The 18228-nt window shown below is 40.4% G+C and carries 18 protein-coding genes and 1 tRNA gene; 4 read left to right on the top strand and 15 right to left on the bottom strand.

The window, feature by feature from the left end; all coding sequences use genetic code 11:
• Positions 1 to 50: 50 nt before the first annotated feature.
• The 11 genes from QM843_RS03185 to QM843_RS03135 form a co-directional block, all read right to left on the bottom strand.
• Complete coding sequence (locus QM843_RS03185) at positions 51 to 191, bottom strand: hypothetical protein (protein ID WP_247947543.1); 141 nt, start codon at positions 189 to 191, stop codon at positions 51 to 53.
• A gap of 10 nt (positions 192 to 201) precedes the next feature.
• The gene (locus QM843_RS03180; protein WP_049499438.1) at positions 202 to 330 is read right to left on the bottom strand and encodes a smi_0059.1 family bacteriocin-like peptide; all 129 of its coding nucleotides are present in this window, start codon (positions 328 to 330) and stop codon (positions 202 to 204) included.
• A 371-nt stretch (positions 331 to 701) separates the two neighbouring features.
• Positions 702 to 1433: a response regulator transcription factor gene (locus QM843_RS03175; protein WP_020903295.1), complete on the bottom strand. Its 732-nt coding sequence runs from the start codon at positions 1431 to 1433 to the stop codon at positions 702 to 704.
• On the bottom strand, positions 1430 to 2305 hold the full coding sequence (locus QM843_RS03170; RefSeq protein ID WP_247947544.1) for a GHKL domain-containing protein: 876 nt from the start codon (positions 2303 to 2305) through the stop codon (positions 1430 to 1432). The genes QM843_RS03175 and QM843_RS03170 overlap by 4 nt, the downstream gene beginning before the upstream one ends.
• A gap of 493 nt (positions 2306 to 2798) precedes the next feature.
• On the bottom strand, positions 2799 to 2933 hold the full coding sequence (locus QM843_RS03165; RefSeq protein WP_000425302.1) for a ComC/BlpC family leader-containing pheromone/bacteriocin: 135 nt from the start codon (positions 2931 to 2933) through the stop codon (positions 2799 to 2801).
• Between the two features lie 152 nt (positions 2934 to 3085).
• Positions 3086 to 4255, bottom strand: a complete 1170-nt coding sequence (locus QM843_RS03160) for a PspC-like choline-binding domain-containing protein (RefSeq protein ID WP_049531281.1) — start codon at positions 4253 to 4255, stop codon at positions 3086 to 3088.
• Positions 4256 to 4367: 112 nt separating this feature from the next.
• The gene (locus QM843_RS03155) at positions 4368 to 5219 is read right to left on the bottom strand and encodes a C40 family peptidase (protein WP_049531287.1); all 852 of its coding nucleotides are present in this window, start codon (positions 5217 to 5219) and stop codon (positions 4368 to 4370) included.
• A 170-nt stretch (positions 5220 to 5389) separates the two neighbouring features.
• The gene (locus tag QM843_RS03150) at positions 5390 to 5623 is read right to left on the bottom strand and encodes an acyl carrier protein (protein ID WP_004257707.1); all 234 of its coding nucleotides are present in this window, start codon (positions 5621 to 5623) and stop codon (positions 5390 to 5392) included.
• Between the two features lie 5 nt (positions 5624 to 5628).
• On the bottom strand, positions 5629 to 6621 hold the full coding sequence (plsX, locus tag QM843_RS03145) for a phosphate acyltransferase PlsX (RefSeq protein ID WP_049502343.1): 993 nt from the start codon (positions 6619 to 6621) through the stop codon (positions 5629 to 5631).
• Complete coding sequence (gene recO / locus QM843_RS03140; RefSeq protein ID WP_024058073.1) at positions 6618 to 7388, bottom strand: DNA repair protein RecO; 771 nt, start codon at positions 7386 to 7388, stop codon at positions 6618 to 6620. Before recO ends, plsX begins: the two co-directional genes overlap by 4 nt.
• A complete protein-coding gene (locus tag QM843_RS03135) occupies positions 7385 to 8554 on the bottom strand; it encodes a pyridoxal phosphate-dependent aminotransferase (protein ID WP_153210510.1) in 1170 nt (389 codons plus the stop codon). The genes recO and QM843_RS03135 overlap by 4 nt, the downstream gene beginning before the upstream one ends.
• A gap of 479 nt (positions 8555 to 9033) precedes the next feature.
• On the opposite strand from QM843_RS03135, the gene QM843_RS03130 reads away from it, so the two are divergent.
• The gene (locus QM843_RS03130) at positions 9034 to 10044 is read left to right on the top strand and encodes a YeiH family protein (RefSeq protein WP_020903290.1); all 1011 of its coding nucleotides are present in this window, start codon (positions 9034 to 9036) and stop codon (positions 10042 to 10044) included.
• Between the two features lie 226 nt (positions 10045 to 10270).
• Here QM843_RS03130 and QM843_RS03125 read toward each other — a convergent pair whose 3' ends face one another.
• Entirely contained in the window at positions 10271 to 10708 is a 438-nt protein-coding gene (locus QM843_RS03125) for a CoA-binding protein (protein WP_000076488.1), read from the bottom strand.
• A gap of 84 nt (positions 10709 to 10792) precedes the next feature.
• Positions 10793 to 13426, bottom strand: coding sequence for a DNA polymerase I (gene polA / locus QM843_RS03120; protein ID WP_414304538.1), 2634 nt, complete (start codon positions 13424 to 13426; stop codon positions 10793 to 10795).
• A gap of 253 nt (positions 13427 to 13679) precedes the next feature.
• On the opposite strand from polA, the gene QM843_RS03115 reads away from it, so the two are divergent.
• The gene (locus tag QM843_RS03115) at positions 13680 to 14579 is read left to right on the top strand and encodes an Rpn family recombination-promoting nuclease/putative transposase (protein ID WP_414304539.1); all 900 of its coding nucleotides are present in this window, start codon (positions 13680 to 13682) and stop codon (positions 14577 to 14579) included.
• Between the two features lie 135 nt (positions 14580 to 14714).
• Here the strand turns inward: QM843_RS03115 and QM843_RS03110 are convergent, their stop codons facing one another.
• On the bottom strand, positions 14715 to 17531 hold the full coding sequence (locus QM843_RS03110) for an SIALI-17 repeat-containing surface protein (RefSeq protein WP_414304540.1): 2817 nt from the start codon (positions 17529 to 17531) through the stop codon (positions 14715 to 14717).
• A gap of 19 nt (positions 17532 to 17550) precedes the next feature.
• Between QM843_RS03110 and QM843_RS03105 the strand changes: the two genes are divergently transcribed.
• Positions 17551 to 17841: a hypothetical protein gene (locus QM843_RS03105; RefSeq protein ID WP_414304541.1), complete on the top strand. Its 291-nt coding sequence runs from the start codon at positions 17551 to 17553 to the stop codon at positions 17839 to 17841.
• A 146-nt stretch (positions 17842 to 17987) separates the two neighbouring features.
• A tRNA-Ser gene (locus tag QM843_RS03100) sits at positions 17988 to 18075 on the top strand.
• Positions 18076 to 18132: 57 nt separating this feature from the next.
• Here QM843_RS03100 and QM843_RS03095 read toward each other — a convergent pair.
• On the bottom strand, positions 18133 to 18228 hold a 96-nt coding region (locus QM843_RS03095; RefSeq protein ID WP_195327149.1), incomplete at its 5' end, for an IS3 family transposase.

Below are 18228 nucleotides of genomic sequence, written 5' to 3'. Positions count from 1 at the left end.
CATATATTCTATTCGTTGTTATAGATAACCTTTACTCTCTAAATATTATCTTAGAATCCAAATAATGCACGACGTAACAATAGACCTGTAATTAAACCCCGTTGATAACTTTCCTTGCTACCACCCACCAGCAAAGCTAAGTCGCTTTCCTTTAATACTTCAATAGTACACTTATCATTCATTTCATTCATCGCTTATCCCCTAAAAACCTAAACCTCTACGAAATCCAACGTACCAATCTGCAAGTGTCTTCGTCCAATTTTCTCCACCTTGAATATCGGTCAATTCTTCCGAAGTCAGCTCAACAAATCCATAATAATGTTCTTTCATTATTTTATTCCTTTCTTTTTTCCCTCTCACTTATCTATTCGAAAAACAATCCGAAAATGAACAACTAAATTAAATTTTATTTAAAAAATAATTTAAAAAACCACGGATACAAGATTGGTAGATACATAAACAAGGCTCCTTTCCTTTTCCTCTTACTTATCTATTCGAAAAAAATTTCGAAAATGTACAACTAAATTAAATTTATTTGAAAAATAATTTAATGAACCACGGATACAAGATTGGTAGATACATGAACTAGGCTCCTTTCCTTTTCCTCTTACTTATCTATTCGAAAAAGAATTCAAAAAAATAAGAATATCAGAAAATTTTCCGACATTCTTATTGATAAATTGATTCAAGTCTAACAGATATTAGACATTGAGATGTTTTTTAAGGGTTCTTCTGGCTGTCCGTGATACGGGGAAATGTAATCCTTCTAACAGGGTCACTTCTGTCGCAGTCATCTCTTCAATGGCCTGTAAACTGACCAACGTATTGCGATTGGCATAGACAAAGTAATCTTTTTCAGCCTTGGCAGCTATATCCTTGAGACTGCCATAAATGGTCTTGATAGAATGATTCGCATAATAGACCTTGATTCGGTGGGATTCCACTGAGGTTTCAAAGGCTAAAATCTCATGGTAGGGCAAAGTAAAGCCCCGTCTTCCCTCAAAACTATAGGTGAATAGACGCATATTTTCTCTCTTATCCACTGCCAGTACATAGTCCAGACAGCGCTCCAGCTGATGACGGTAATCCTCCTCAGGCTGATCCTTGGAAATAAAATCCAAGGCAGACAAGTGGTAGCGAAAAGCTAGAGGCAAGGCCTCCGAGTGCGTGGACACAAAGACAATGCTTGTAAAAGGATCCCGCTCCCGAACATGTTGAGCAACCTGAAAGCCCCGTTCACGCTCTCCATCAATCTCTAAATCCAATAAATAGAGCTGGTAATGGTCAAAATACTGGGAATACTTTTCAACGTCTCCATAGTTTTTGGCAATATCAATCTCCAATCTTAAATTACGAGAGCGACCGATATCTAGTAAAGTCTGCTCTATCCGTCCCTGCTGGACTCTATCGTCTTCCAAAACTAAAATTCTCATTCCTCTCCTCCTCGTTCCTCATCCTTAAATGGCAATTCTAAATCTTGTCTAAAGGTCGTCTCTCCCAGTTGGGTATCTAAGTTCAAATCATAATGAAAAACCATATCCTCCAAGGTCGCTAAGCCCAGTCCACTGTGCTTGCCCTTGGTAGAGTAACCCTTTTGACTGAGAATGCTGGGATTCAGTTCTTCTTTCTTACGAGTGTTTTCAATGATAAAACGAACACTCCTATCACCTGCCAACAAAGCAACTCGAATCTGCGGATTTTCCGCCTCATTCGCTGCTTCTAAAGCATTTGTCGTGAGGATAGAGAGGATACGGATAGCCTCCAACATCGGCAATGCCAGCTCTTCGACGACCCCCACCGTCTCCAAACTAAAATGAATTCCCTGATTATCTGCCACAATCATGGCTTTTGCCAAGGTATTACGAATGGCTATATCATGGATATTGTGAAGATTAAAGGCTGTGTAGTCCGCCTTTCTCAGCTTTTCATTTGTCTTTAGAAAGACATCTTGATAAATGGTAGACACCTCGGCCATGTCTTGATTCGCTATGGCAGGCTCCATGCTAGCGACAATCCCTGCAAAATCATGACGGAAACCTCGAACTTCATCATAGAGATGACCCAGCTTATCCACCATCCCTTGCAAGGAACGATTTTCATCTTCTTGTCTCTGAATGGTCTGCTCATCACGATAAACCTGCTCCAAATGCTTAATGTAAAAGAGCCAAGAGAAAAATAGGATGAAAATCAGGAGAGAAATGGTCGTATCAAATCGAACGTAGAAAGGATTACATCCTCCAGACATGATGGATGAAAACAGTCTGAAACCAAACAATAAGGATAAGATCCACATACTTTTCGTCACTAACGATTGAAATTTATCTAAAAATAATATATTGAAATCAATTCCCCATCGTCTTAAAATGACAACAGACAAAAACAACGAAATCAAACTAAATACAGAATCAAATCCACTATGCAAGAAATCAGATAGTTCAGAGTAGTCAAATATCAATCGTATTATAAATGTCAAAACCAAATATCGAATACTTTGATAAAACATAAATAGATAAAGGGCAAGAAAGAGAGCTTCCTTCTTCTTTTTCTTTAACACAATCCAAAATATTATATAAAAGAATAATAAATTGGCAACATGCAAGAAACTCGGAAAAACGAAGGTAGCAAATAGATGAAAAACTACCCAAAGAAATATAGAGCGTTTGTCATAAAATGCTTTAGAGAGTTGACTACCTAGATAAATCGGAGGAGCTAAAATATTGATTAAAATCAATATAAACACTAAAAATTCAAGTAATATAATCATAAATCTGTTTAGTTAACACATTTTAATCAAAATACTATCTTGGATCTGGGAGTAGATGTAGCCAATGGTAAATATCTTCAAAAATCCCTCCACCATTCACTTCCTCCAAAACCTCTGGAGTTAACTCTTCAAATTGTTCTAATTCTACAAATGTATTTTTCATTTCCATGACAGACTCCTTTTCATTATTTCATAGATAACTCTATCCCCTGTTCCATCTACAAAAGGCTTTAGTTTTCTTTTGAAATACAAGAAATCTAAAGCCTCCTGAAAATGGTATATTGGTTAGAGCGTTAACGATTAGTTGTGAAGATGTTATTTTTATTTAACCACAACCACTTTATAATATTCGTTTGAGTGTGGAGATTCAATTTTGATTTTTTCACCATATAAACCATCAATTTCTTTATCAAGATAATCTGAAACTCCTGATGGCAAGCGTTTCATCTTAAGAATTTCACCAGATTGATCCGCATAGGCTAGGAAGTGATAGTGGGTTGTAGCCATACCATCATCAATTAATACAAAGTAACCTGTTTTGAGCTTACCTTGCTCATTTTCTAAATAGTATAGTTTATTGTTATTGATTGTAAAGTGGGTAGCTCCAAGACGAAGTCGTGCACCTAGATTTTCTAAATAGACATCATTGCCAACTTTTTTAATCTCTGAATAGGTTGTCATTGCTGGGATATTAACCACACGATGTCCATTTTCATCAAAGTAGTAGCGATTTGGTAAGTTTTGGAAGTTCTGTACAACTGCCTTAGGATCAATTTCTTGTCCTTCTTCTTTATTATCCACTAAAGCTAAGGTAGTATTTGCAACCTCATCTCCATATTTATTAGAAAACTTCTTGAACTCTGGTCTGATATACCAAGCATTTTTTTCAATAATAACATCGTCACCTTTAGCATTTAGCAAATATTCTTGCCCATCTCCAAGTTTGACAATATCATGAATATTGTATCCAGCATCTTTTCTATTTGCTAGATAGCCATCCTTACCAATGACATAACTTTCCCCATCACTGGCTGGGACAGCTCTATCTGCGACCATAGCACCTGATTTTTCAAAGTAAGACCATTTACCATTTGGAGTCGCCCATCCTGTTGCCATAGCGCCACTGTCTTTGAGATAGTACCAAGTAGATCCTTCTTTGTACCAACCTGTACGCATGGCACCACTATTAGCTAGTGAGTACCATGTGTTACCTTCCTTGTACCAGCCTGTGCGCATAGCACCACTATCTGCTAGAGAATACCAAGTATTGCCGTCTTTGAGCCAGCCTGTCTGCATTTTACCAGTGCTGTCAAAGTGATACCATGAGCCAGCATTTTGTACCCATTTATCCTTAGCTAGACTGCCATCTTGTGAAAGATTCCAGTCAGCACCATTTTTAACCCAAGTATCTGCAGCCTGTGCTTGGTTGATAGACAAAAGCAGACCAGCACCTACAAGCAGACCAAGAGTGAGTAGTTTAGATTTTTTCATAGCCATTTCCTCCTTTATTGAATAGCTATAGGAGGGTTTCCCCTCTTTATTTAGCTATATTCTAATACTTTTCATAATCAAAGTCAATAATATTGTGAAAGATTAGACAATATTACCAATATCTACGAATTGTATTTTGAGTAATACCGTATTGATCCATATAAGAAACATATTGACCTGGATACGGAGCATGAACTACCTTTCCACCACCAACATAAATACCTACATGGTCATTTGTCTCTTCACTATTATACAAAATCAAATCTCCAGCTTGTTGAGAACCATTACTTACATAGCTTCCTCCTGTTGCTTGACCATAAGTCACTCTAGGAATACTAATATCAAACTTAGCATGAATAGCCATCGTAAATCCTGAGCAATCTACGCCACTATTCAAATCTGCCCCACCCCAAACATATGGGATTTTCCCTACAAATGTCTCGGCATATTCACCAAGTGCCTGTCCACGATTTTCTACCCATACACCACTGACTCTAAAGAAGTATGGTGTACCATTCACACGTTGATAACCAGTGACCATAGCACCACTAGCAGATAAGTAGTAATAATTACCATCAGGTTGAATCCAAGTATTTTCTTTCATCCATCCTTGGTCATCAAAATAGTACCACTTGCCATCTAATTGTTCCCAATTTTTAGCATAACCACCTGAACCGTATTTAAACCACCATTTACCATTGGTTTGCATCCATGTTCCTTTCGGATCACGATATTGATTGAAAGCTTTCTTCTCTTGATTTCCCTCTGCTTGGGTTTCTTTATCTTCAAAACCAATCAATTTTACTTGATCAGCTTCTTCAGCTTTTATCTTGCCTTGATTAACTAATTGAGCAATCGCTTCTTTCTCACTTGCTGATGGGGAATCAGCATAGGCTACCGTAGTATTTGCTAGGAGAACGCCTCCTGCAAGAACTAACAAACTAGAATAAAGATATTTTTTCATCGTGAAAATCCTTTCTTTTTTCTCCTTTTTGGAGATTGATTTTTCTGATTTCATTATATCCCTTATTTGTTTTCATATCTCTCCTGTCCCTAGAAAGACTAAATTTGTTCCTAAACGGTCACTTGAATCAAAGAAAAATTCCAAAGCAAATGCCTTGGAACTTCTTATCTTTATTTTGCTTGAATGATCTTAACCACATCTCCTACATTTTGGAGTTGGTCAATTTCCTCATCACTGATTTCGATGCTAAATTCATCTTCCAGTGTCAAGATAAACTCCATCAAGTCAACTGAGTCAGCATCCAAGTCGTCTTTCAGACTCAAGGATTCTGTCACGACAAAGTCCTCTCCCTGTCGCTCTTGGATAATGGTCACAATACGGTCAAAAATTTCTTTTTCTGTCATCTCTTTTATTCTCCTGAAAATTCACGCGCAGTCTGGGCAACTACGTCTGTTTCTAGCATGGTACGAATCTGGCGGATTGTACTATAAACAGCCTTGGCATCGCTTGAGCCATGAGTCTTGACAACCGGTGCCTTGACACCAAACAAGACTGCTCCACCAACATCTGAGTAGTTGAGCTGTTTTTTCAAACCTCTGAGGCTGTCCTTGAGAAGGAGGGCGCCTAGTTTCGCTCGAAGACCTCCACCTGTAATAGCGGTCTTGAGTAAGCCCATGATTCCCATAGCTGTTCCTTCAATGGATTTGAGCACAGCGTTTCCCGTGAAACCATCTGTCACAACAACATCTGCAACGCCATTCATCAAATCACGCGCTTCCACGTTTCCGATAAAGTTTAAACTTTCATCAGCTGCTAGTAATTCGTAGGTTTCCTTACGAAGCGGGTCGCCCTTACTACTCTCTGTTCCGTTATTGAGCAAGCCAACGCGTGGTTGCGCAATTCCACGAACATTTTTAGCATAGAAGGAACCTAGAACCGCGTATTGATGGAGGTGATGTGCTGTATTTTCCGCATTGGCACCGAGGTCCAGCATGTCAAAACCCTTCCCATCTACAGTCGGCAAGGTCGACATAAGCCCAGGACGGTCGATATTCTTGATACGACCCACGATGAAGAATCCAGCCGCCAACAAAGCACCTGTATTCCCAGCCGAGAGGACAGCGTCTGCTTCACCCTCTTTGACAGCCTTGGCTGCCAATACCATACTGGCATTTTTCTTCTTCCGAATAGCTCTCGTAGGTTCATCGTCTGAATCAATCTTTTCATCCGTATGGATAATGCTGACGCGCTCTGTCGCTGTCAGATATTGCTTGATTTTAGCTTCATCTCCATAGAGTTGAACCTCAATATCTGAAAAGTCAGCCAGGGCTTGATTGACCCCCTCAACGATGGCCTGAGGTGCATAATCGCCCCCCATTGCATCTACTGCGATTTTTTTCATTTGTTTTCCTCTTTTAGTAATTGACCCCAGTCTGCTAGGGAATCAATAAATTTCTTTGATTTTAGGTGAATCCCAACGTACTCTTCGTAGAGTTGATCCATAAATTGGCGTAGCTCTTGCTTGATTTCAGGCTTGAGCGAAATGGTCTCCAAGGTCTCAAAATCAATGGCTTGAAATTGATTAAGCAGATAAGGGATGTTGGGATTGATATGGCAACGTCTCTCATCCTCATGATAATGGTCTGGACAGAGACAGGCTCCATATTTGAAAGAAAAATCAAAAGCCTGACCAACCCGATGACAAAAGACACACTCATTAAAATTGAAACTAATTCCAAATCGGGTCAAGATTTGAATTTCAAAAATATTAGTCAAAACCTGATAATCCAAGCCCGCTTCCATCAACTCCAAAGTCTTTTGCAAAAAAGCAAACAAGGAAGCATCCTGCTGATTGTCCTGCAAACTAGCATCTGCAAGAGCTGCCACATAGGTCGCATAAGCCATGACAAAGAGGTCACTATTAATCTTGGGAAAAGTCATCACCTCATGATAGTCCTCAATGTAACTAAGCCCATCATCATTGATTCGCAAGAGAAATCGTGCCAGCACCAAGGGCTGAATAACCGGCGCCAGCTTAGACTGGCCAGCATGTTTAACGAAAAACATGCGCTTGCCAGCCTTCTCTGTAAAAATCTTGACTAGCTTGTCATCCTCACGAAAGTTACGATTGTAGAGCACCAAGCCTTGACTCGTGATAGACTGAATCATGCTTCTCTCATGTACTCCTCAAGTCGTTTCATTGCTTCTTTGATCGTCTCCATGCTGGCTGCATAAGACAGGCGAACATAACCTTCTCCATAACGCCCAAAGGCAGCACCAGGGATAAAGGCAACAGCCTTCTTCTGAGCAAAATCCTTCAGAAAAGCAAAAGAATCTTGATTATATCCTGCTGGAATCTTAGCAAAGATATAAAAGGCACCGTCTGGTTTGATAATCTCAAAACCAAGAGCAGTCATTTTCTCGATAATATAATCTCGACGCTGGATGTATTCCTTCTTCATAGGTTCCGCATCATTTTTACCAGCCGTCAAGGCTTCTACCGCAGCATGTTGAGTCATAGTATTTGCGGCAGTCACCAAGTACTGGTGACTCTTAATCAACTGAGCTGTAAAGGCTGCAGGAGCAAAAATCAGACCCAAACGCCAACCTGTCATGGCATGTGATTTAGATAGACCATTGATAATAATAGCCTGATCTCTCAACATGGTTCCCAGAGACACATGGGCTTCGCCTGTGTAGGTCAATTCTGAGTAAACCTCATCACAGACAACAAAAATCTCATACTTGCGTAAAACAGCTGCCAAGGCTTCCAACTGCTCCCGACTATAGGTAATTCCTGTCGGATTGGCTGGATAGTTGAGAATTACCGCCTTGAGCTTGTCTCCTTGCTCCAAAATAGCCTTTTCTAACATCTCTGGAGTCAAGACGAACCCATTTTCAGTCGTGTCAATCTCGACAATCTCTGCCCCAACTAGATTGACAATCGGTTCATAGCCTGGATAAGCAGGAGCTGGCAAGAGTACCTTGTCTCCCTCTTCCAAAATAGCTGTCAAAGTGGCAGATAAAGCCTCTGTCGCCCCAATTGTAACCAAGATTTCATTTTCAGGAGCATAGTCCAGTTGGTATTTTTCCTTAACAAAATCACTGGCCGCCTGACGTAAAGTCAGCAGACCACTCATCCCTGTATAGTAGGATTGGTTCTGATCAATGGCCCGCTTAGCCGCCTCCTTGACATGATCTGGCGTTGTAAAATCAGGTTCCCCCAAGGTCAAACGCAAGACCCCAGGAATCTCCGAAATAGCCTGGTCAAATTGACGAATCAACGAAACTTGAATCTTATCTAACTGTTTATTAAAGCGCTTAGTTAAGTCCATAGATACCTCCTACTTTCAAAACGTATCTCTATTATACTACAAAAGCCCCCCGACCGCAAAAATACATGATAGAATAACGCTAGCATGACAAATTGAAGTATGTTAAAATGGATTTGTCGCAACTCCACTAACGAACTTAGTTTGGAGGTGAGTTTTTGCTAATCTTCGTTACAGTTATTCTAGCACCATTACTGATTACTATTACCGGTAATGTCATTTCTGAGTGGATAGTCAGAAAGTGGTTAGATAAGCGCGACAAAAAAATATAACCTGAGTTTAGTTTTAATGTAACTGGACAAAAAGAAATACCAGAGGTGGAGCTCTGGTATTTTTGTTTTTGCCAAGACTTCGTTACAGTTCTTGTAGGATTATTATTACATAATTAGCACTACTTGTCAAATAATTGTTAGCTCCACTTTCTATTTTACTTTTCCTCTCTACAGGTCTATAATGGTAACAGATTCTATTTGGAGGTTTTTATGTCATTTCTATCAAAAAATGGAGCAGGCATCTTGGCCTGCCTTCTCATTTCCATTCTATCTTGGTACTTAGGAGGATTCTTCCCTGTTATTGGCGCGCCCGTTTTTGCCATTTTCATAGGCATGCTCCTACATCCCTTTCTCTCGTCCTATAAACAACTGGATGCTGGGTTGACCTTTAGTTCTAAAAAATTGCTCCAGTATGCCGTTATCTTGCTTGGTTTTGGTCTCAATATCTCGCAAGTCTTCGCAGTTGGGCAATCTTCACTCCCTGTCATCCTGTCCACCATTTCAATAGCCTTGATTGTTGCCTATCTTTTCCAGCGCTTCTTTGCACTGGACACAAAACTGGCTACCTTGATTGGAGTAGGTTCTTCTATCTGTGGGGGCTCTGCCATTGCGGCAACAGCGCCCGTTATCCATGCTAAGGAAAAGGAAGTAGCCCAAGCCATCTCCGTTATCTTTTTCTTCAATGTCTTGGCTGCGCTCATCTTTCCAACCCTCGGCACCTGGCTTCATCTATCCAATGACGGCTTCGCCCTCTTTGCAGGAACTGCAGTCAATGATACTTCCTCTGTAACCGCCACAGCTAGCGCCTGGGATAGTCTCTACCAGACCAATACCCTCGAGTCTGCAACCATTGTTAAACTCACACGTACTTTGGCCATTATCCCTATCACGCTCTTTCTATCCTACTGGCAAAGTCGCCAACAAGAAAACAAGCAAAGCCTACAACTGAAAAAAGTCTTCCCACTTTTTATCCTTTACTTTATCCTTGCCTCTCTCCTCACTACACTACTCACCTCTCTAGGTGTGTCCAGTAGTTTCTTTACCCCTCTCAAACAACTCTCTAAATTCCTTATTGTCATGGCCATGAGTGCTATCGGTCTCAAAACCAATCTGGTCGCTATGGTCAAATCCAGTGGAAAATCCATTCTTCTCGGAGCCATCTGCTGGATTGCCATCATCCTCACTAGTCTTGGTATGCAGACCCTTATCGGTATTTTCTAAACTCTTCGAAAATCTCTCCAAACCACGTCAACGTCGCCTTGCCGTAGGTATGTGACTGACTTCGTCAGTCTTATCTACAACCTCAAAACAGTGTTTTGAGCTGACTTCGTCAGTTCTATCTGCAACCTCAAAACAGTTTTTTGAGCAACCTGCGGCTAGTTTCCTAGTTTGCTCTTTGATTTTCATTGAGTATAACACAAAAGGTAGCCCATCAGCTACCTTTTTCTTATGCTTCCTCAATCAAGCGTGTATGTTCTCTCTTGATGCAACGATTCATCACGATATCATCACATCCACCAGCACGCAAGATTTCTTCCGCTTCTAGACTTTCAAGTCCTAGCTGTGCCCAAAAAATCTTGGCATCAGCTTTGAGAAAATCACGCGCCACATCAGGCAGAAACTCGCTGCGACGGTAAACATTGACAATATCTACAGGAAAAGGAATCTCAGCTAGACTAGCATAAGCCTTTTCACCCAAGATTTCGCCACCTGCCACCTTGGGATTGACTGGAATGATTTTATAACCCCGAGCCTGCATTTCCTTGGTCACTCGATTGCTCGTTGTTTCCTCACGGTCAGACAAGCCCACCACAGCAAGGGTTTTACTCGTTGCGAGATACTGACGAATCACGCCATCACTTGGATTGATAAATTCTTGACTCATAGAAATCCTCCTTTTTCATCAGTATAGCATATTTTGAAAAGGCTTGCATAATTCTACTACAAAAAAGGAGGACTAGCCCCCTTTTTATTTAGCCTCGTACCAGGTTGCCCCTTCATTCTCATCTGCGATAAGGGGAACACTGAGTTGAATGGCTTCTTCCATAGTTTGTTTGACCAATTTTTTCATCTCTGCCAATTCAGATTTAGGAACTTCAAGTACGATTTCATCGTGCACTTGTAACAGCATCTTAGTCTGATAACCACCTGCAACCAAGGCTTTATCCAGCTGAATCATGGCAATCTTAAGAATATCTGCTGCCGAACCCTGGATAGGTGAGTTGATGGCCGTTCGCTCTGCAAAACCACGAATATTGAAGTTGCGAGAATTGATATCTGGCAACTCACGACGACGCTTGAAGAGGGTCTCCACATAGCCCTTATCACGCGCCTCACGCACCACTTCATCCATGTAGTTTTTAATACCTGGGAAGCGTTCAAAGTAGGTATCAATATAGGCTTTGGCTTCCTTACGGCTAATGCCCAGATTATTAGACAAACCAAAGTCTGAAATCCCGTAAACCACTCCAAAGTTGACAGCCTTGGCATTGCGACGGTCGTTTGCAGTCACATCCTCAGGACGTTCAATGCCAAAGACACGCATGGCTGTCGAAGTATGGATATCTGCCCCCTCTTGGAAAGCCTTAATCAAGTGCTCATCCTTAGAAATATGTGCCAAAACGCGCAATTCAATCTGTGAGTAGTCCGAACTAAGCAGTACACTATCCTCCCACTCAGGCACAAAAGCCTTACGAATGAGACGACCTTGTTCCAAGCGAACAGGGATATTTTGCAAGTTTGGATCCACACTAGACAGACGTCCAGTCTGGGTCAAATCCTGAACATAGCGAGTATGAATCTTGCCATCCGCCAAAATCCAGTCCTGCAAGCCAATCACATAAGTAGATTGAATCTTGGCAATCTGACGGTAGTCGAGAATTTTCTTAACAATTGGCGCAATAGGAGCCAAGCGTTCCAAGACATCCACCGCAGTCGAGTATCCAGTTTTGGTTTTCTTAGTGTATTCTAGAGGTAGCCCCAATTTTTCAAAGAGAAGCACTCCCAACTGCTTAGGCGAATTGATATTAAACTCCTCACCAGCCAGTTCGTAAATCTCCTGAGTGAGTTTTTCAATGACAAGCTCATTTTCAGCCTGCATCTCAAGCAAGGTCTCTTTCTTGACCGTAATACCAGCAATTTCCATCTTGGCAAGGACAAAAGCCAGAGGTTGCTCCATATCATAAAGAAGCTCTAATTGCCCATTTTCACTGAGTTTTTCAAGTAAAACAGGCTCAGTCTCAACCAAAACTGCAATCTTACGTGCCAAATGTTCTAAGAATTTCTCGCGTTCAGGAATGGCCTTCTTGACTCCCTTACCATAGAAAGTCTCATCATCAACCAAATAAGTCTGACCATAAAGACTAGCGATGGTCGCAATTTCATTGTCCTCCACAGTCGAAAGGAGGTATTTAGCCAAACGGCTGTCAAAAGCGGGCGCCTGCAGATCCACACCCAAACGATGCAAGAGAACTTTAGCCTTCTTAAAGTCATACACTCTCAGAGGTGTTTTTTCTAGAAAATCCTTGAAAATCGGGTCTTGCAAAAGCTCAAGCTTGTCTGTAGCATAGAGCTTATCGCCACAAGACCAAGCAAATCCAACCAAATCATCCGTATGGTAATTCTCACCAAAAAGCTCAAAGTGGAAGATAGACTCTTCACTCAGCATATTTTGACTGATTTGGTCAACAATAGTAAAGTCCAAACTCTCAGCGACATCAGCTGATGACACATTTAAAGCCTGTTTGAGCTGTTTGAAGCCCATCTCATCGTAGAATTTCCCAAGATTTTCCACATCTGGACCACTATAGACTAAATCCTTCAAACCAATCTCAATCGGTGCCTTGGTATCAATGGTCGCCAGTGTTTTTGACAAAAAGGCCTGTTTCTTATCATTGATAAGATTTTCCTTCATCTTAGAAGCCTTCATCCCATCTATATTCTCATAAATCCCCTCGAGTGAGCCATGCTCCAGCAAGAGCTTGATACCCGTCTTTTCACCGATTTTGGTTACTCCAGGGATATTATCCGACTTATCACCCATGAGCGCCTTGAGATCGATAAACTGAGTCGGTGTAATGCCCATCTTTTCCATGAGATATTCTGGCGTAAAGGCCTCAAACTCAGCTACACCTTTTTTGGAAATCTCAACCACCGTATGCTCATCCGTCAGTTGAATCAAATCCTTGTCCCCACTAACAATGGTAATATCAAAACCATCCTGCTCTGCTAGTTTATCCAGTGTCCCAATGATGTCATCCGCCTCATACTGAGTCAACTCATAGTGACGAATCCCCATATGATCCAGCAACTCACGAATGAAAGGAAATTGCTCACGAAACTCATCAGGAGTCTTAGCCCGACCACCCTTATAGTCCGCATACATCTCTGTCCGGAAGGTCGTCTTGCCCGCATCAAAAGCCACCAAAATATGACTCGGCTCAACCCGCTCCAATAAATGGCTCAACATCAACTGGAAACCATAAATCGCATTGGTATGCAAACCAGTCGCATTCTTAAAACGGTCCAACTGCTGATAGAGCGCAAAAAACGCCCGAAAAGCAACAGAAGACCCATCAATCAATAATAATTTTTTCTTATCCATACACCCATTATAAAGGAAAGCAGGGAAAAATACCATTGGGAAGAGCCATACCCAATATTTTTCATACTTTTTCCGAATAAATAGATAGAGGCAGTGAATCTAGTAAACCTAGATTTAATACTCTTCGAAAATCAAATTCAAACCACGTCAACGTCGCCTTGCCGTACTCAAGTACAGCCTGCGGCTAGTTTCCTAGTTTGCTCTTTGATTTTCATTGAGTATAAGACTGTGGTATAATAGAAGGAGGAAATGAATGACTGTACGTCATCCGGGCATCAGCCCGACCAATGACTTAGTAGCTAAGAAAATATTTAGTAATCCAGAAATCACTTGTCAATTTATTCGCGATATGCTGGACTTACCAGCCAAAAATGTAACCATTTTGGAGGGGAGTAATATTCATGTACTACCTTCCCTGCCTTATTCAGCCCAAGATTTCTATACCAGTATAGACGTCTTGGCGGAGTTAGATAATGGAACTCAAGTAATCATTGAGATTCAGGTTCATCATCAGAATTTTTTCATCAATCGCCTGTGGGCTTATCTGTGCAGTCAGGTCAATCAAAATCTAGAAAAAATTCGTCAGCGTGAAGGTGATACTCATCAGAGTTACAAGCATATTGCACCAGTATACGCTATTGCAATTGTGGACAGCAATTACTTCTCAGATGATTTGGCCTTCCACAGTTTTAGTATGCGAGAGGATACGACAGGTGAGGTCTTAACCATCACAAACAATGAACAAGAAAACCATCTAGTCAAGATGGCATTCTTGGAATTAAAAAAATATAGAGAAACCAGCAAAGACAAGGTTCGCAAGCCGTGGTTGGAGTTTTTCGGGAACAAACCCTTTACCCAGCAACCCGAGCGAGCCATCAGTCAGGCAGACCAACTGCTAGACTACAAGAGCTGGTCCGAGGAGGACAGGAAAATGTTTAGTGAACAGCGTAGACGCGAAGAACAAGCCTTGTTAGCACAGGACTATGCCTTGGAACAAGCTGAAGAAAAAGGTTTAGAGCGTGGGAAAGTTGAAGGAAGGGAAGAAGGGAAACTTTTTGCCTTCTTAGACATGGTTCGTCAAGGTCTCCTGACTTCCGAGGTTGCCAGCCAGCAGTTGGGCATAACCGTCGCTGAATTTGAGGCACTATTGTAAGTTTATAGAATAAAAGTGAACAAATCTGAAACATCGTTTTGTTCACTTTTTTCTTCTTTTCAACAGAACTCTCACTATAGTCCATATCACAAAAAGAGAAGGTCATAAATCCTTCTCTTTTATATCTTCAACTAATTAGTTTTTGCGTTTCACAAATGGAAGGGCACCAAGGAGTAATCCAAGGAATCCTAATGATGCAATTGCAACATTATCTTTACCACCAGTGTTAGGAAGTTCTTTCTTATCATCTGCTTTTGCAGCTGGGGCTTGATAAGTGTTATCTTGGCTAGTACCTGCTACAGTTGGTGTAACCGCAGGAGTTGTCGGTGTTTCAGCTGTTGGCATAGCTGGAGCATCCGTTCTAGGAGTTGTTGGTGTAGCTGAAGCTGGTGTTGGAGCTTCAGCTGCTGGAGTAGCTGGTGTTGGAGCTTGTGATTCATTTGGAACAGGATTTCCAGGAGTTGGTGTTAGTCTTGGATCTGAATTTGGAGTAGAATAGTGATTAGTTACTTTTTTGTAATAGTTAGTAATAATACCATCTTTTTCTTCAGATTTCACAAAAGTATAACCTGCAATTGATTTACCTTTGAAATGACCTTCTTCAGCATTCAAAATATCAGCGTTAGTAGCAATATCAACATAGCGTGTGACTTTTAAGTCTTCTGTATCATTACTTCCAGATAGAACCTCAGCTTTATTATTAATTAAAGTATTTAAGGCATCTTCTAAATCAGCTAGACGATCTTTTAATCCATCTTTATAATAATCTTCAACACCTTCATTTTCTTCGCTGTCTTTGATTTGCTCTTTTACTTTAGAGATTTCGTCTAAGATTTTTTTGATTTCAGGGTTATTAACACCAAACTCTGGAATTTCATTAACAGCAGCTTCAACAGCGTTAACTCCGCCTTTGAATGCTGGAAGTTCTGGTTGTACAAGTGCATCTCCGTTTGAAGTTTCAGGTTTAGATGGTTTTGGAGCTTCTCCCTCTGGTTTATTAGGTTCAGTAGGAGGTGTTGTATCATTTACTCCTCCGTTGAATTCAGGATTATTAGGTTGAGTAGGAGCATTATCATCATTTACACCACTATTGAACTCTGGAGTTGCTGGTGTTGTAGGCGCTTCTTCATCGTTTACTCCACCTGTGAATTCAGGTTTTTCTTCAGCTGTAGGAGCGTCAGCAGGATTTACCCCACCATTGAATTCTGGAGCATTAGGAACCGTTGGAACCTCATCCGCTTCCTTAGCAGGCTCAGTAGTTGCTTCATCATCATTTACTCCACCTGCGAAGTCTTTTGGTGCTTCACCTTTAGGAACTTCTTTTAAGTTTTCGATATAACCTAAAGTTGCGTTGTAATCATCAGTTAGTTCATCGATTGCATCTTTGTAAGCTTTCACTACTTCGTTAACTTCGTCGAATTTAGCTTGAGCTTCATCTGCAGCAGTTTTAGCAGAAGCAACAGCAGCTTCTAATCTAGTTACAGCATCTTGTAATCCATCTTGGATAGATTGTTCAGCATTGTTTTTCTTAGCTGTTGCAAGTGCAGTTTTAGCTTTTTCTAAAGTTTCTTTTTGTTTATCTAATGCAGCATTTTTTTCTTCTACAGCTTTAGCTTTTTCAGTAGCATCAGCCTTGTCTTTATCAGCTACTTTAGTTAATTTTTCAATTTTTTCAGCGATATCATCAGCGATATCTTGAAGTTTTTTAACGATTGGTTTAGAAGCTTCTTTGTTGTAAGCAGCGTCTAATTTTTCTTTATCAGCAGTAGGAAGTTCAGCAAGAGGTTTTCCTTCTTGTTTTGTAGCGCCAATTTCGTCTGCTTGTGGATCTTGATTTTTGTTAGCTTCAGCAGTCTCATTTTGACCTTTTAATTCTTTAAGAACATCTCCTGCAGTTAAGTCGCCTTTTTCAACTGCAGCTAAAATATCTTCTTTACCTAATGCTTTTTTGGCTTCTTCTTTATTTGTAATCTTAGCATCAGCATCGATATCTTTTTCTAATTGATCTAATGCATCTTTAAGAGCAGTTCTAGTTTCAGCTTCTTCTTTTTTAAGTTCTTCAACTTTTGCTTTTGCTTTTTCAGCTTCTGCTTTAGCTGTAGCTAATTCAGTTTCTGCTTCAGTTTTAGCTTTATCTGCTTCTTCTTTTTTAGTTTGTGCAGCTTTTACATCAGCAGCTTCTTTTTCTGCCTTAGCTGTAGCTTCATCTGCTTTTGTTTTAGCTTCGTCTGCTTTTTTCTGCAATTCAGCAACTTTAGCATCGGCTTCTGCTTTAGCTTCAGCAGCTTTTTCAGCTTCTGTTTTTTCTGCTGGTTTAGCTGGTTCTTCTTCTACTGGTTTAGCTGGCTCGTTAGCCTCTTTTTCTTTAGCAGCTTTTACTTCATCAAGAGCTTTGTTGTACTCATCAGTAAGTTTGTTTAGCTCATCAGCAACAGCTTTAGTATCCGAAGCAGCTTGATCAAATGCATTTTGTGCAGCATCACGCTCTTTTTTAATCGCCTTAACAGCTTTATCTAATGAAGAAACAATATCAGAATCAGAACCGTTATCTGTAGCTGATTTAAGAGCTTCTTCAGCTTCTTTTAATGTATCTTCTTGTTTTTTAAGAGCTTCAGCTTTTTTATCTTCTTCAGCTTTTAATGCATCAGCATCTTCTTTAAGCGTATCAACTTTTTCACCTAAGTCATCAGCTTTGTCTTGTAATTTTTCAGATGCAGGACGAGCAGCATCTGCTTTTTCAGCTTTGTCAATTCCAGCTTTAATGTTTTCTGGTAATTGATCTTTAGATTTAGCTTCTTCAGCTGGAGTTGTTGCAACGTTAGCTTCATTAGCTTGGTCTTTATTTCTTAATTTTTTCTCAGTTTCTTTATTAGCTTCAGCTTTTTCATTATCATCTGCTAATTCAGCAAGAACATCACCAGCTTTTAATTCACCAGATTCAACAGCCTTCAACAATTCCTCTTTTGCTTTTTTGTCGAGTAATGCGTTATCATCAGGTAATTGTTTTAAAGCCTCGGTTAAAGCATCTTTAGAATCTGCTTCTTCTTTCTTAGCATCTTCTTCTTTCTTCGCTTCTTCTTTAGCTTTAGCGTCAGCTTCAGCAGCTTTTGTTTTTGCTGCAGCTAATTCTTCGTCAGCTGCAGTTTTAGCTTTTTCAGCTTCAGTTTTTGCAGCTTCAGTTTCAGCAGCTTCTTTTTTCTCTGCTTCAAGTTTTGTATCAGCTTCTTTAGCTGCTGCAGTCGTTGTATCTACTTTAGCTTGAGCTTCAGTAACCTTTCCTTCAGCTTTTTTAGCGTCAGCTTCAGCTTGTTTAATTTCTGGACTTGTAACTTCTGATTTAGAAGTGTCAGTAGCTCCAGTTTCTGCTGGCTGAGTAGCCGCTGGTTGAGCTGAAGTTGTAGTTGTATTGGAAGATTACTCAAGAGGCTTAAGAGGCCGTGTTGGAAACGCGGTAGGCGTGTAACAGCGTGCGTGGGTTCGAATCCCATGTCTTCCGTTTATTTTAAAAAAGATACCCAAGAATGTACTGACCCCAAAAAGTTAGACAATTAATTTAAGCAAAGGATTTAGTTCTGTATTGTACAGGGCTAAGTCCTTTTAGTTTTACCTTAATTCGTTTGTTGTTGTAGTAATCAATATAGTCTACAAT

Origin of the sequence: Streptococcus mitis (assembly GCF_047463435.1) — a bacterium.
In the GTDB taxonomy this organism is placed as follows: Bacteria; Bacillota; Bacilli; order Lactobacillales; family Streptococcaceae; genus Streptococcus; species Streptococcus mitis_DS.
The sequence above is the reverse complement of the archived record's forward strand: the minus strand, read 5'-3'. Positions and strand labels throughout refer to the sequence as shown.

Bases quoted from the DNA above. Each gene is read 5' to 3' on its own strand.
- QM843_RS03185 (WP_247947543.1), bottom strand. From the start codon at position 191: ATGAATGAAATGAATGATAAGTGTACTATTGAAGTATTAAAGGAAAGC.
- QM843_RS03180 (WP_049499438.1), bottom strand. From the start codon at position 330: ATGAAAGAACATTATTATGGATTTGTTGAGCTGACTTCGGAAGAATTG.
- QM843_RS03175 (WP_020903295.1), bottom strand. From the start codon at position 1,433: ATGAGAATTTTAGTTTTGGAAGACGATAGAGTCCAGCAGGGACGGATA.
- QM843_RS03165 (WP_000425302.1), bottom strand. From the start codon at position 2,933: ATGGAAATGAAAAATACATTTGTAGAATTAGAACAATTTGAAGAGTTA.
- QM843_RS03160 (WP_049531281.1), bottom strand. From the start codon at position 4,255: ATGAAAAAATCTAAACTACTCACTCTTGGTCTGCTTGTAGGTGCTGGT.
- QM843_RS03155 (WP_049531287.1), bottom strand. From the start codon at position 5,219: ATGAAAAAATATCTTTATTCTAGTTTGTTAGTTCTTGCAGGAGGCGTT.
- QM843_RS03150 (WP_004257707.1), bottom strand. From the start codon at position 5,623: ATGACAGAAAAAGAAATTTTTGACCGTATTGTGACCATTATCCAAGAG.
- plsX (WP_049502343.1), bottom strand. From the start codon at position 6,621: ATGAAAAAAATCGCAGTAGATGCAATGGGGGGCGATTATGCACCTCAG.
- recO (WP_024058073.1), bottom strand. From the start codon at position 7,388: ATGATTCAGTCTATCACGAGTCAAGGCTTGGTGCTCTACAATCGTAAC.
- QM843_RS03135 (WP_153210510.1), bottom strand. From the start codon at position 8,554: ATGGACTTAACTAAGCGCTTTAATAAACAGTTAGATAAGATTCAAGTT.
- QM843_RS03130 (WP_020903290.1), top strand. From the start codon at position 9,034: ATGTCATTTCTATCAAAAAATGGAGCAGGCATCTTGGCCTGCCTTCTC.
- QM843_RS03125 (WP_000076488.1), bottom strand. From the start codon at position 10,708: ATGAGTCAAGAATTTATCAATCCAAGTGATGGCGTGATTCGTCAGTAT.
- polA (WP_414304538.1), bottom strand. From the start codon at position 13,426: ATGGATAAGAAAAAATTATTATTGATTGATGGGTCTTCTGTTGCTTTT.
- QM843_RS03115 (WP_414304539.1), top strand. From the start codon at position 13,680: ATGACTGTACGTCATCCGGGCATCAGCCCGACCAATGACTTAGTAGCT.